This is a genomic window from Staphylococcus nepalensis, from assembly GCF_002442935.1.
GTDB classification, from domain to species: domain Bacteria; phylum Bacillota; class Bacilli; order Staphylococcales; family Staphylococcaceae; genus Staphylococcus; species Staphylococcus nepalensis.
Genome location: NZ_CP017466.1, coordinates 1840484 through 1855454, shown reverse-complemented (window position 1 = coordinate 1855454; position 14971 = coordinate 1840484). Strand labels below are relative to the sequence as shown.

The 14971-nt window shown below is 33.4% G+C and carries 10 protein-coding genes, 2 pseudogenes and 1 riboswitch; of the genes and pseudogenes, 8 read left to right on the top strand and 4 right to left on the bottom strand.

All coding sequences use genetic code 11. The features are described from left to right. The first annotated feature begins 291 nt into the window (after nt 1-291). The 4 genes from smc to ffh are packed head-to-tail and all read left to right on the top strand — an operon-like array spanning nt 292 to nt 6806. Nucleotides 292-3861 (top strand): chromosome segregation protein SMC, encoded by a 3570-nt coding sequence (smc, locus tag BJG89_RS08735; RefSeq protein WP_096810121.1) that lies wholly within the window; start codon nt 292-294, stop codon nt 3859-3861. Beyond that, the gene (ftsY, locus tag BJG89_RS08730; protein ID WP_096810120.1) at nt 3858-5093 is read left to right on the top strand and encodes a signal recognition particle-docking protein FtsY; all 1236 of its coding nucleotides are present in this window, start codon (nt 3858-3860) and stop codon (nt 5091-5093) included. Before smc ends, ftsY begins: the two co-directional genes overlap by 4 nt. After that, nucleotides 5080-5412, top strand: a complete 333-nt coding sequence (locus tag BJG89_RS08725) for a putative DNA-binding protein (protein ID WP_096810118.1) — start codon at nt 5080-5082, stop codon at nt 5410-5412. The genes ftsY and BJG89_RS08725 overlap by 14 nt, the downstream gene beginning before the upstream one ends. Nucleotides 5413-5438: 26 nt before the next feature. Next, nucleotides 5439-6806: a signal recognition particle protein gene (gene ffh / locus BJG89_RS08720; protein WP_096810117.1), complete on the top strand. Its 1368-nt coding sequence runs from the start codon at nt 5439-5441 to the stop codon at nt 6804-6806. 50 nt (nt 6807-6856) lie between these two features. Here ffh and BJG89_RS08715 read toward each other — a convergent pair. The 3 genes and pseudogenes from BJG89_RS08715 to BJG89_RS08705 form a co-directional block, all read right to left on the bottom strand. Beyond that, a pseudogene (locus BJG89_RS08715) lies at nt 6857-7974 on the bottom strand (transposase); the annotation flags it as partial. After that, nucleotides 7972-8701, bottom strand: a pseudogene (locus BJG89_RS08710) (LLM class flavin-dependent oxidoreductase); the annotation flags it as partial. The pseudogenes BJG89_RS08715 and BJG89_RS08710, both read right to left, overlap by 3 nt. 68 nt (nt 8702-8769) lie before the next feature. Then, nucleotides 8770-9522, bottom strand: a complete 753-nt coding sequence (locus BJG89_RS08705; RefSeq protein WP_096810116.1) for a 3-oxoacyl-ACP reductase — start codon at nt 9520-9522, stop codon at nt 8770-8772. Between the two features lie 107 nt (nt 9523-9629). After that, nucleotides 9630-9730: riboswitch (TPP riboswitch) on the bottom strand. 200 nt (nt 9731-9930) lie between these two features. Between BJG89_RS08705 and rpsP the strand changes: the two genes are divergently transcribed. The 4 genes from rpsP (at nt 9931) to rplS (ending at nt 12285) form a co-directional block, all read left to right on the top strand. Further along, nucleotides 9931-10197, top strand: a complete 267-nt coding sequence (gene rpsP, locus BJG89_RS08700; RefSeq protein ID WP_096810115.1) for a 30S ribosomal protein S16 — start codon at nt 9931-9933, stop codon at nt 10195-10197. A gap of 390 nt (nt 10198-10587) precedes the next feature. Further along, the gene (gene rimM / locus BJG89_RS08695; protein ID WP_096810112.1) at nt 10588-11094 is read left to right on the top strand and encodes a ribosome maturation factor RimM; all 507 of its coding nucleotides are present in this window, start codon (nt 10588-10590) and stop codon (nt 11092-11094) included. Beyond that, nucleotides 11094-11831 (top strand): tRNA (guanosine(37)-N1)-methyltransferase TrmD, encoded by a 738-nt coding sequence (trmD, locus tag BJG89_RS08690; protein ID WP_096810110.1) that lies wholly within the window; start codon nt 11094-11096, stop codon nt 11829-11831. Before rimM ends, trmD begins: the two co-directional genes overlap by 1 nt. A gap of 103 nt (nt 11832-11934) precedes the next feature. After that, nucleotides 11935-12285 (top strand): 50S ribosomal protein L19, encoded by a 351-nt coding sequence (gene rplS / locus BJG89_RS08685; RefSeq protein WP_019468465.1) that lies wholly within the window; start codon nt 11935-11937, stop codon nt 12283-12285. Nucleotides 12286-12343: 58 nt separating this feature from the next. Here rplS and BJG89_RS08680 read toward each other — a convergent pair whose 3' ends face one another. Further along, on the bottom strand, nt 12344-14971 hold the full coding sequence (locus BJG89_RS08680; RefSeq protein ID WP_096810109.1) for a YfhO family protein: 2628 nt from the start codon (nt 14969-14971) through the stop codon (nt 12344-12346).

Sequence of the window (14971 nt, the reverse complement as noted above, 5' to 3'; positions counted from 1 at the left end):
ATGAGTAGATGGGGTTAAGACAGAAATTTAAACTTTTTAAAAAATTCGTTGTCTTCCTGAGGCATTGATGACTAGGAAAAACGCTTAAGCTAAGAGTATTACATAGTTCTAAGTATACACATAAACGATGTTAACTTTAAGATGGATAGCTATAGAAGGCATTCTTTTACAATAGTACTTTAAAGTTTGATATAAAGTGCTTCAAACTAGTCACAATTACTAATTTTATATTTGCATATATAAGCCCCAGTTTCTATCCCGCACCTAAGAAACACTTTAAAGGAGAATAGCATGGTATATTTGAAATCAATTGATGCCTTTGGCTTTAAATCATTTGCTGAACATACCAACGTACAGTTTGATGAAGGCGTCACAGCAATAGTAGGACCTAATGGTAGTGGTAAGAGTAATATTACGGATGCAATCAAGTGGGTGTTAGGCGAACAATCTGCTAAATCACTACGTGGTGCTAAAATGGAAGATATTATTTTTTCCGGTGCTGAACATAGAAAAGCTCAAAATTTTGCTGAAGTAAGATTAAAATTAGACAATAGTTCAGGTAAGTTAAATGTTGATACACAAGAACTGGCTGTGACACGTCGTTTATACCGCAGTGGAGAAAGTGAATATTATTTAAATAACGATCGTGCAAGGCTCAAAGACATTATCGAACTATTTTTAGATTCAGGATTAGGTAAAGAAGCATTTAGTATTATATCTCAAGGTCGGGTTGATGAAATACTCAATGCTAAGCCAATTGATAGAAGACAAATACTAGAAGAATCTGCGGGTGTTTTAAAATATAAAAAAAGAAAAGCTAATTCTGTTCAAAAATTAGATCAAACAGAAGATAACCTTACACGTGTAGAAGATATTTTGTATGATTTAGAAGGTCGCGTCGAACCTTTACGAGAGGAAGCGGCAATTGCAAAAGAATACAAACATTTATCTAATGAAATGGAAAAAAGTGATGTATTAGTAACGGTTTATGATATTGAACAATATAGCCAAAATATTCATGAGCTCGATGAAAATTTAAATCATTTGAAAAGTCAACAAGCTGCAAAAGATGCAGAAAAAGTACAACACACACAAGCACTAAATAAATATAAATCTGAACGACAGCAATTAGATGAAAAAATAGAATCATTGAATTACCAACTCGTTAAGTCAACAGAAGAAGTCGAAAAATTTGCTGGTCAATTAAATGTGTTGGAAGAACGTAAAAAAAATCAATCACAAACCAACGCGCGTTTTGAAGAAGAACAAGAAAGCCTCGAGATTCAAATTACAAATATCCAACAAGAGCAAGTAGATGCGAAAGAACAACTTACGCAGTTAAAAGAGAAACAAAAAGCGTTGAATGAAGAAATACAACAATATGAATCACAACTCTATGTATCTGATGAACAACATGACGAAAAATTAGAAGCAATTAAAGATGAGTATTACCAACTTATATCAGAACAATCAGATGTTAATAATGACATTCGCTTTTTAGAACATACAATTCAAGAAAATGAAAATAAGCAATCTCGACTTGATTCTCGACTATTAGACGCATATAAAGAATTAAAAAGCATTCAAAATCAAATTAGCGAAACAGAGCAACAAAGTATGATTGCGCATAAAGATTTAAAAAAAGCGGAAAATCATTTGACCGAATATGAAAAGAAATTAACACGACTAAAGAATCAACAAAACGAGCATGAAGAAAAGCTACACCAAGCTTATAGGTTTAATGAGAAATTAAAATCACGTATTGATAGTTTAGCAACACAACAAGAAGAATATAGTTATTTCTTTAATGGCGTAAAACATATATTGAAGGCTAAAAACAATAAATTATCTGGTATACGAGGTGCGGTTGCAGAAATAATCAATGTGCCATCCAATTTAACTAAAGCAATCGAAACGGCACTTGGTGCTTCTTTACAACATATTATTGTAGATTCTGAAAAGGATGGCCGACAAGCAATACAATATTTAAAACAGAACGGACTCGGTAGAGCGACATTTTTACCATTAAATGTTATTCAACCACGTCACGTAGCACATGATATTTTAAATATAACGGAAAACGCTACTGGGTTTATCAATATTGCATCAAACGCGATACAAGTTGAAGCGGATTATAAACATATTATTCAAAACCTGCTTGGTAATACAATAATTGTAGATAATTTAAAAAATGCCAATGAATTAGCGAGACAAATTCGTTATCGCACACGCATTGTAACGCTCGAAGGAGATATCGTAAATCCCGGAGGTTCAATGACTGGTGGTGGCGAACGTAAAACAAAGAGCATACTATCTCAAAAAGATGAACTTTCGACTATGCGTGCCCAATTAGAGGATTACCAGCAACAAACTGTTACATTTGAAAAGCAATTTCAAGCTATTAAAGAAGAATCTGAGGCGTTAAGTAATACTTATTTTGATACAAGTCAACATTATAATGCCATAAAACAGCGTGCTCATGAGTATGATTTAGAACTGGATAGATTACGTAAACAAGAAGCACATTTAAAAAATGAACACGAAGAATTTGAATTTGAAAAAAATGATGGCTACCAAAGCGAAACGAGTAAGCAAACATTAAATGAAAAAAAAGAACAGTTAGCAATCATTAAAAAACAATTGCAAAAATTAGAAGGCGACATCCATCTTTATACAAAACTGTCTAAAGAAGGTAAAGAAAGCACAACGCAAATACAACAAAAATTACATCAAAAACAATCTGATTTAGCAGTGATTAAAGAGAGATTAAGCGCTCAAAAACAATCTGAAAAGAGATTAAATAATCAACTGACACAACTCACAGATCAAAAGCAAAAACTAAAAGAACAGATTGAATTATTTAATTCAGATGAAATGACCGGGGAAAAAGCTTTTAAAACAATTCAAAACAACATTGAACAAAGTAAAAGTGATAAGAACCAATTAACGGAAGATTTAGAAACTGTTAAATCACAAAGACAATCGTTGAATGATACAATCGAAGTGACAGAACAGAAATTACAAGAAGCAAACCAAGATATTTTATCAATCGAAAATCGTTACCAAGACATTAAAGCTGAGCAATCTCGTTTAGATGTATTAATTAACCATGCGATTGATCATCTCAGTGAGCAATACCATCTGACATATGAACGTGCAAGCACATTATACACTTTAGAAGAAGACATTGAATCGTTGCGTAAAAAAGTTAAATTAACTAAAATGTCAATCGAAGAATTAGGTCCTGTAAATTTAAATGCAATTGAGCAGTTTGAAGAAATTAATGAACGTTATACATTCTTAAATGACCAACGTGCAGATTTAAGAGCTGCTAAAGCAACTTTAGAACAGCTAATAGAAGAAATGGATAAAGAGGTAAAAGATAGATTTAAAACTACCTTTCATGCAGTACAAAGCCATTTTTCAGAAGTATTTAAATCATTATTCGGTGGTGGACAGGCGGAATTACGTCTGACAGATGATGATTATTTATCAGCAGGTGTAGATATTATCGTACAACCTCCTGGTAAAAAATTACAAAACTTATCGCTATTAAGTGGCGGTGAGCGTGCTTTAAGTGCGATTGCTTTGCTATTTGCAATTTTAAAGGTAAGGTCTGCGCCATTTGTTATTTTAGATGAGGTTGAAGCTGCGTTAGATGAGGCCAATGTGATACGTTATGCACAATATTTAAAAGAATTGTCGAGTCAAACTCAGTTTATTGTTATAACGCACCGTAAAGGCACGATGGAGTTCTCTGATTGCTTATATGGTGTAACGATGCAGGAATCAGGCGTATCAAAATTAGTAAGTGTCAATTTAAACACTATTGATGAGGTCATGAAGGAGGAACAAGTATGAGCTTTTTCAAACGATTAAAGGATAAATTTACATCTTCTACAGAAAAACATAATCAGGACGAGCTAAACGAAGCGCAACAATCCGAATTAGATGTGGAACAATCTCAAGTATCAGAGGAACCACAAGAAAAAAACAAAAAACCCAAGAAATTAAAAGAAGCAGATTTTGATGACGACGGCTTAATCTCAATTGAAGATTTTGAAGAAATTGAAGCACAACAATTAGGAGCAAAATTTAGAGCTGGTTTAGAAAAATCACGTGAGAATTTCCAAGAACAATTAAATAATTTAATTGCACGATACCGTAAAGTAGATGAAGATTTTTTTGAAGCGTTAGAAGAAATGTTAATTACTGCAGATGTTGGGTTTAATACAGTAATGGAACTTGTTGAAGAGTTACGTACAGAGGCGCAACGTCGTAATATTTCTGAAACAGAAGATTTACGAGAAGTTATTGTGGAAAAAATCGTTGAAATATATCACCAAGATGATGAACATTCAGAGATTATGAACATTGAAAACGAAGGATTAAATGTTATTTTAATGGTAGGCGTTAATGGTGTTGGGAAAACAACAACGATAGGTAAATTAGCGCATCGTTACCAAGCTGAAGGTAAAAAAGTAATGCTTGCAGCTGGTGATACATTCAGAGCAGGAGCAATCGAACAACTCAAAATTTGGGGAGATCGTGTTGGCGTCGAAGTAATGAGCCAAAAAGAAGGTTCCGACCCAGCAGCTGTTATGTATGATGCAATTAATGCAGCTAAAAGTAAAGGTGTGGATATTCTCATTTGTGATACTGCAGGTCGTTTACAAAATAAATCTAATTTAATGAATGAATTAGAAAAAGTCAAACGTGTCATAGGTCGAGCAGTACCTGAGGCACCACATGAAGTTTTACTTTGCTTAGACGCAACCACTGGACAAAATGCATTATCTCAAGCTAAATCATTCAAAGAAGTTACCAATGTAACTGGTATTGTGTTGACTAAATTAGACGGTACTGCAAAAGGTGGTATTGTATTAGCGATACGTAATGAACTTAAAATACCAGTTAAGTATGTTGGTTTAGGTGAAAAATTAGATGATTTACAACCATTTAACCCCGAAAGTTATGTATATGGATTATTTGCTGATATGATCGAACAAAATGTTGATAGTTCAGATAAATCTGAGGATCATTCAGATAATAGTAATGAACAGAATGAAGGGCATACAGATGAGCCAAAATGATTTAATTAAAACAATACGTATGAATTATTTGTTTGATTTTTATCAAGCACTATTAACGGATAAGCAACGTAATTACCTAGAACTATTTTATTTACAAGATTATTCTTTAAGCGAGATTGCTGATACATTTGATGTGAGCCGTCAAGCAGTGTATGATAACATAAGAAGAACTGGTGATTTAGTAGAAGATTATGAAGCTAAATTAGGCCTTTATCAAAACTTTGAAAAACGTCAAAATATATATGAACAAATGAAACAATACGTTAATGATCCAGAAAAAATAAAACAGTATCTTCAATCACTTGAAGATTTAGAATAATAGAACACATAAAGGAGGGTATTGATATGGCATTTGAAGGACTGTCCGATCGTCTTCAAGGGACGATGCAAAAAATCCGAGGCAAAGGAAAAGTGACAGAAGCAGATATTAAATTGATGATGCGAGAAGTCAGACTGGCATTACTTGAAGCCGATGTTAACTTTAAAGTTGTAAAAGATTTTGTCAAAACCGTATCAGAACGAGCTTTAGGTTCAGATGTAATGAAATCATTAACACCTGGGCAACAAGTTATTAAGATTGTACAAGAAGAATTAACACAACTGATGGGTGGCGAAAATGCTACAATTCAGATGGCTAATAAACCACCAACAGTAGTGATGATGGTTGGTTTACAAGGTGCAGGTAAAACAACGACCGCTGGTAAATTAGCATTATTAATGCGTAAAAAATATAACAAAAAACCTTTATTAGTAGCAGCAGATATTTACCGTCCAGCTGCGATTGATCAGTTACAGACTGTAGGTAAACAAATTGATATTCCTGTCTATAGCGAAGGAGATCAAGTAAAACCGCAACAAATAGTAGAAAATGCAATTAAACATGCTAAAGAAGCACATTTAGACTTTGTGATTATTGATACTGCAGGTCGTTTACATGTGGATGAAGCATTGATGGAAGAATTAAGTGATGTTAAAGAGATTACACAACCAGATGAGATTATGCTTGTTGTGGATGCTATGACTGGTCAAGATGCAGTTAATGTCGCTCAATCTTTTGATGAACAGTTAGAGGTTTCAGGTGTTACGTTGACTAAATTAGATGGCGATACACGTGGTGGTGCTGCATTATCAATTAGAGCGGTAACACAAAAACCAATTAAATTTGTTGGTATGAGTGAAAAATTAGATGGCTTAGAACCCTTCCATCCAGAACGTATGGCATCACGTATATTAGGTATGGGTGATGTGTTAAGCTTAATTGAAAAAGCACAGCAAGATGTGGATGAAGACAAAGCCAAAGATTTAGAAAAGAAAATGCGTACGTCGTCATTTACATTAGAAGATTTCTTAGGACAATTAGATCAAGTGAAAAATCTTGGCCCGTTAGATGATGTTATGAAAATGATTCCTGGTATGAACAAGATGAAAGGTGTTAACAATTTAAATATGGATGAAAAACAAATTGACCATATCAAAGCGATTATTCAATCTATGACACCGAATGAGCGTAACAATCCAGAAACATTGAATGTATCCCGTAAAAAACGTATTGCTAAAGGTTCTGGTCGAACTGTCCAAGAAGTCAATAGACTAATGAAACAATTTAATGAGATGAAGAAAATGATGAAACAATTTTCTGGTGGCGGTAAAGGCAAAAAAGGTAAACGTAAACAAATGGAAAATATGCTTAACGGTATGAACTTGCCATTTTAATGTTTGCTTAAAAGACCAACCAAATGGATTAAACGAATACGTATGGAATATCAATACCTACGCTTAAAAGAAAAATTTGAGGCCGGGACATAAAGTTCTTGGACAAGAGAGAAGGCAATTTCTATTGAAATAATATAGAAATTGCCTTTTTCATTATTGTTTTGATTATAGTTAGCTCGTTGAGCTACTACTTTTCTTATATTAAGTGCCATTAATACAAAGCCCAGTTCTCTTTTGACTTTATTTATGCCTCTAACCGACATTCGAGTGAAACCCAAAATAGCCTTCATAAATCCAAAAACAGGTTCTACATCCATTTTTCTTTGATTGTAGATTTCTTTTGTTTCTGGTTCCGAAAGCTTTTGATTGATCTGGGCTTTGAAATATTCCCAGTTATAATTTCTCATTATTTTTTATTCGATTGTGAATTTGATTTCATACAATCGTTCTTCAGTGGACATTCTGAACAATCATCGCATTCATATAATTTAAAATCTCTCCTAAACCCATATTTATCATGGCGATAGGCATATCTTTTAAAACCAAGTCTTTTATGATTCGGGCAAATAAATTCATCATTGATTTCATCATATTCCCAATTGTGAGTATTAAAAATGTCACTTTTATATTTGTTAGTTTTATTTTTAATAAACATGCCATAAGTTATGAGCGGTGTTCGATTAAATTCATCTATAATTGCTATATAATTAGGTTCACTACCATAACCAGCATCAGCTACAATATATTCAGGTAAATGACCGTAGGTCTCTTTAATTAAAGTTAAAAGAGGAATCATTGTTCTTGTGTCTGTCGGATTTTGATACACATCATATGATAAAACAAATTGAGAATTTGTCGCTATTTGTAAATGATATCCTGGCTTAAGTTGTCCATTTTTCATATGGTCTTCTTTCATTCTCATGAAAGTCGCATCATGGTCTGTCTTAGAATAACTATTTCTATCTTGGAGTATGGCTTTTTGTGTTTTATATTTATACTTTCGTTCTGACTAAGCAGCGAATTTCTTTTTATATCTTTTGATTTCAGTTCGCTTTTGACGTGTTTGCTTTCTTAACCGAGTAGATTTTTCATGTTCAATGTAATGATTTAAATCTTCGATTTCTTTATCCAAATGAGTACCAATTAAATCTATTTCTTCTTGTGTTAATTTACAATTTAACTTCTTTCTGAAATCGTAGCCTGTTTCGCATTCCATGCTACAGCGTAAACAGCATCTGCATATTTAGTAGCTAAAGCAATGCCAGAATCTGAAGCGCCAGCTTGCATTGCGACAGGTTTACCTTGTGGGCTACTCGGCGTAGTTAAAGGGCCTTGTACATTGAAATAGTGTCCTTCATAATTTATAGCGTTAATACCATCACTATTTACTAAAATATTTTTTCCTTGTTACCCAAAAAATCTGAAACATGGCAAGATTCTAATAATTGGTTTGTTACGAATGCAAATTCATCTGCTTTTTTATAACGCTCATGATGGTCAGGTAGTCTGGACATACCGTGATTAGCCGCTTCTAAATCTGACATAGATGTGACTAAACTCCAACCTGCGCGTTCATGACTCATATAATCAAGGCTTAATAATTGTCTTGCGACGGTAAACGGATTAGAAAAAGTACTCGAAATAGTAGCAACTAATCCGATATTTTAAGTAACTTGTGGTATTGCTGCTAAATTCATTAAAGGATCAAACCAAAATGCTGGCATATCACTATCAGATTGAGCTGGGAAAGATTGGTTATCTGCAAAAAACACATCATCAAATACTCCTTGTTCTGCTATTTGGCCTAATGATTGATAATATGTTATATCACTAATGCGTCCAATGCTAGACTCAGGCATACGCCAAGCAGCTTGATGATGACCACAGCCATAAATTCAAACACCAATATTGAGATGTCGTGTATGTGTCATTGATTACTTCGACCTCCATTCCTCAATTATTTTTAATTCATTGTTAAGCCACCGTCAATGGTAAAGTTTTGACCAGTTATACCTTTGGCCTGGTCTGTAACTAAATAAGCAACCATATTTGCAACGTCTTGTGGAGATGTAACTTTACGTAATGGGGTAGTCTGTGCAATTAAATCAAATACTGCATCTGATGTTACTGCACTGGCGTCTGTAGATTTTAATAAGCCGCCAGAAACTACATTAGCATTGATGCCATATTGACCTAATTCGGCAGCGATATTTCTTGTGAAACCGATTAAGCCTGCCTTGGCTGTCGTGTATTCATGATAGGGGACGACCGGGTTTTGATATAAATTTGTTCCAATTGATAGGATGGTTCCTGATTTGTTTTGGATAAATTGTTGAATAACACTTTGCGTGACATTAAAAGCGCCTTTTAATGTACCATCAATTTGTTGTTGGTAATCCGTCCAAGATAAATCTTTAAACGATTTTTGAGAGGTAGGGTCAAACTTAAACCCTACTAGTGCATTGTTCACAACCGCATCTATTTTTCCAAAGTGAGTGGATGCTGTCGCAATTAACTGATCAACTTGTGCTCTGTCAGTGATATCTGCTTGTATTGCAAGCGCAAGGTCATTTCCGATTTCATTTACCAATTGCTTTGCCAAAGTTTCGTTCTGAACATAATTGATAATCACATTGTGGCCTTGAGCAGCTAAAGTTTTTGCAATCGTTGCGCCCAAGCCCCTACTGCTACCAGTTACTAGAATTGTTTTACGCATTATTTCACTCCTAAAATAATATATTAAATAAAAAATACACAATCTTCACTAGGGAAGTTGTGTATTAAAAAGATATAGATGAAAGATTATAGATATTAAAATATCATCGTTATTTTCTAACACTTTCCTTCGCTAGTCTTGGCTAGATCAGGTTCAAAGGGTTTGAGTAAATCTCATCTCAGTTTAAAAAACACCCCTATTGCGTGCATGATTTCATTTGTTTTCAATGTATATCTTTTCAAGCCTGATGTCAATATTGTTTCAACCCGGTAAAGTTTAAGTGTAGGGATACTATGATTAGAAAAATATATATTGGTAAAGAAGAAACTCTTTACAAAGTAGTTAATTACTGTTATTATTATTTCTTGTAGAAAATAAAAACTATGAAAATTAAAGGAGAGAATATAAATGGCAGTTAAATTACGTTTAACACGTTTAGGTTCAAAAAGAAATCCATTCTATCGTATCGTAGCAGCAGATGCTCGTGCGCCACGTGATGGTCGTAACATCGAACAAATTGGAACATATAACCCAAATAATGTGAATGCTCCAGAAGTTAAAATTGATGAAGCATTAGCATTAAAATGGTTAAAAAACGGTGCTAAACCAACAGACACTGTACACAACATTTTATCAAGAGAAGGTATCTTGAAAAAATTTGACGATCAAAAATAGTCGTTATTATTCACAAATATAAAATTTGTAAAGGCTGGGGCATGAAAAAGTGTCTCAGCCTTAAATATTATATTGGCAGTATTTGATAAAGCACTACTTATCCATGTGCTTTAGTTCATGTAATCTGTCTAACCCAAGTGATGCCTTCTAGTTAATTTCTAGGATAGTATCATGAAACTTTAGAAAAAATCGGATTGCTATTCTGTTTCATTTTCACACTGAAATAGTCTAAAAAGCATATTGACGATGTAGAAACGATATTTTAATATCATAGCAACTATAATGATTTATAATAATACAAATATTTCATGTTATAATAATTTAAGTTATAGTAAAGATGAAATCAATTATCAAAATAATTGATACACGGATATTATCGGAGGAACATATATGAAAGTTGAAATTGGTAAAATTATTAACACACATGGTATAAAAGGCGAAGTAAAAGTGAAATCCCATTCAGATTTTACTGATATACGCTTTCAACCTGGTGAATCTGTCATGATAGAACGTCAAAATGGAACGGCATTAGAATTAAAAATCGCGTCTTATCGTATGCATAAAGGATTACATATGCTTACTTTTGAAGGTATCAACAACATTAATGATATTGAATATTTAAAAGGTGAAACACTTTTACAAGAACGTGACCATGAAGAAATCGAATTAGGCGAACATGAGTATTATTATTCAGATATCATCGGGTGTACTGTGTTCGATGATAAAGAAACGCCAATTGGTAGAGTAATAGAAATCTTTGAGACAGGTGCTAACGACGTGTGGGTCGTCAAAGGCGATAAAGAATACCTTATTCCTTATATAGAAGATGTTGTTAAACGTATAGATGTGGAAGGTAGACGCATCGACATTACGCCTATGGAAGGGTTGTTAGAATAATGAAAATTGATTATTTAACATTGTTTCCGCAAATGTTTGAAGGCGTATTAAATCACTCAATTTTAAAAAGAGCGCAAGATAAAGAGATGTTACAAGTTAATACTGTAGATTTTAGAAATTTTGCTGAAAATAAACATAATCAAGTAGACGACTATCCGTTTGGCGGTGGTCAAGGCATGGTACTGAAACCTGAACCTATCTTTAATGCCATGAATAGTATTGAAAAAACAGAAAGCACACGTGTGATATTAATGTGTCCGCAAGGGCGGCCATTTAACCAAGCAATTGCGCAAGAACTGAGTCAAGCAGAGCATTTAGTTTTTATTTGTGGACATTATGAGGGGTATGATGAGCGTATACGTGAGCATCTTGTGACAGATGAAATTTCTATGGGAGATTATGTATTAACAGGTGGGGAACTACCAGCAATGGTAATGACTGACGCTATAGTCAGATTAATACCAGGTGTTTTAGGAAATCAACAGTCCCATGAAGACGATTCGTTTCAAGATGGCCTATTAGAATTTCCACAATATACAAGACCGCGTTTATACAAAAACTTGGATGTTCCGGAAGTATTATTATCAGGCAATCACGCCAATATTGATCAATGGCGTCATGAACAAAAAATTATACGTACTTGGGAAAAGCGTCCAGATTTATTAGCAGATTACCCACTTACAGACAAAGATAAAGATATTATAGAAAGATATAAAAAGCAATTGAAAAATGAATGACAATGTGCTAACATAATTTAAGTGTGCGACACACGAAAATCACTATGATCCGCTGCTATATATTTGTCTAGGCAAGAACATAGGTTGAAGGAGAGAAAAAATAATGAGCAATCACAAATTAATTGAAGCAGTAACACAATCACAATTACGCACAGACTTACCTTCATTCCGTCCAGGTGACACTTTAAGAGTTCACGTACGTATTATTGAAGGTACACGCGAACGTATCCAAGTATTCGAAGGTGTAGTTATCAAACGTCGTGGTGGAGGCATTTCAGAAACTTTCACAGTACGTAAGATTTCTTCAGGTGTTGGTGTGGAACGTACATTCCCATTACACACTCCAAAAATTGAAAAAATCGAAGTTAAACGTCGCGGTAAAGTACGTCGTGCTAAATTATACTACTTACGTGAATTACGTGGTAAAGCTGCTAGAATTAAAGAAATTCGTTAATCAGTATAAAAGTTATAAAAAAGAAGCGATTCCTAAAAGGAATCGCTTCTTTTTTATATTAATTATTTTGTTTTTGAGGGTTAAGCCATTTTGTAAATATGAAACTTAAGATGATGCCAATAATACTTATAATAATCAATTTCCATGTATGAGGGGGCGTATATTTAAGATTGATCGTCTCATGTCCCTGTTCTACTGGAATCACAGTCATAATTCCATTTCCTTGCTTAACAGGTAAATCTTTTCCATTATCTGTATATGCCTTCATGCCATCTCTATAAGCCATTGGTAATACGAGATAACCTTCGTCATTTTTATTTTTTTCAACCTTATAACCGCTTGCGTTTTGTGAAACTTTCACAGAATTTAATTGTTTACGTGCTTGGTTTAAAGTATTGTAATTTTCACCGTAAATGCCTTTAATATTAAATCGATAAGTACCTTTAGATAATTTGATATTTAAATCCTCAGTTGATTTAACACGCATTGTAATGGGAGTAACGAAACGTCGGTATTTATATGTTAATTTGTTTCGCTGTTGATTGTACTCATTCACGCCCACATCATGTGCTTTATCTGGTGTTAGCAATTCAACATCCATTTCTACATATAAATCCTTATATTGATTTGCTATAGAGGAGGGTAGTTGATATTTGATGCCACCTTGGTCTTTGGTTACATTTAGTTTGTTGTTTTGGATATACTGCGCGTTAATCAATTTAGATGAAGCTTGGTTTAATAAATTTTTGTTTGGCGTAAAATTTTGGTTAATAGTGGCTTTGTTATTGTTTTCAAATACCACACCTTGTAACATAGCTTGTTCTCTATCTAAAGGAGAGTCGAGATCGTTTTTGTTAAACACTTTTTTAGTTATATGTGCACTAGGATAGTCGATTTTATTAACTGAATGAAGAAATGATGCTTCATCAGAATGCTTGATAATATCTTGTTTAGAGAAACCATAAGGCATATTCATGTCTTTTGGACGACGAATACGGTCATTTACGTCCCAAAGTGCCATTAAGTTCGCTCTATTGGAAAGTAAGCGATATGTACTATTTTTATCTGTATGCATATTGATTTGTAACGTTTTATCATAATAATTTAAAATATCTCCATCAAAAATACTAGAGTACAATGCGATACCGTTGAAATGATAAAGCATGGGTGAATTCAACCCATATTGTGACATATAATCAATTCTACTGAGAGGATTATCATGACCTTTTTTGATAGATTCTATTTTTTTTGCTAACGCTGGGCTTTTATATTTTGAGTCATGCATTGAAGAAATAGTTGATTCGTATTTTTGAATATTATTAACATAATTATTTGCTAAAATAAAACTTTGTTGAATAATGAATAACGATATAATGGCAACATACGGCCATTTTGATTTGAATAAAGATTTTTTATAAAGCAAAACGCTAATAAGTATCATTAGGATAAAACATATCAGCATCCATGACATTTCTTGTTCTTTAACGATGAATTGCATCACCGACATGATAACCAACACAGGACTACAGGCTAAAATATATGATTTTAATGTTAATTCTGAAAGATGTTGAATAAATAATGCAATTAGGCCTGCTGTGGTAAGTGCAAAAATATAAACCCAACGACGTTCTGGCGTTGAAAAGCCGTTGAACATACTATCGAAAAGCGGGGTTAATGATCCCAGAAGCATGATCCAAGTTGCAATCGCAAATAATCTATAATAGTAATGTTTGTATAGTTTAAAAGATAATAATGCAACCACTGCTATAATTGAAACAGTAATATAAAATCCATTTGTAAAAAAATGTTTTTGCCGTGCAAAGTCTGTGATAAGGCCATAATCAAAATGAGGATTACTCACCCTATCATTATTTAAAAAAGAAGAAACGCCTGTATAAAAGCCCCAGATGCCAATTAAAGTGCTCAATAAAACGGCTGTTGGAATCATCCATAGTTGTTGCTTTCTAGAAACGATGTCCTTAGCATGCGGGAATATACACCTATATAAAAAGTAAGCAAAGATAACGATAGCTTCATAATAACTGAAGTAAAAATTTGAAAAAAGTGTTAAGGCAATCGCAAAAATAAACAAGCCTATTTTCTTTTCTTTATAGAACCTTTCAATCGCTAATATGGATAGTGGAAGAAATATAAATAAATCACCATAATACGACCAAGTAAAATTAAAATAAACCAGGGTTGTTGATGCGGCGTATAACATTGCACCTAAAAAAGATGTGTAATATTTAAGTCTTATATAATTAAATAAATAAAAGGCTAGGATAAAAGTAACGACGCCTTTACAGAAAGCGACAATTAATTGGTTACTTGCCCAATATGTAATATTACTAGGGTTACTGTTAAATACGGACTCGGTAAGCCAGACAAATAAAAAGTTTATCATCACAAATGGTGAGGTCGCATAATAATAAGATAAATCTTTGATGTAGTCTCCACCTAAACCAAAAGAATGATCATAAAAACTTTTGAATTGACTAACATGTTCGTACAGATACATTTGAAAAGGCATCATTTGTCTAAAGCCATCGCCATTACCGCTAAAGACAATACCCTGAGTCAAATAGCGGTAAATATGCGGTGTGAAAGTTAATAATGCTACTGCTATTCCCATTAAAAAAATACATAAAAATCTTGTTAATTTGTGAGACCAAAGTCTATGAAACAT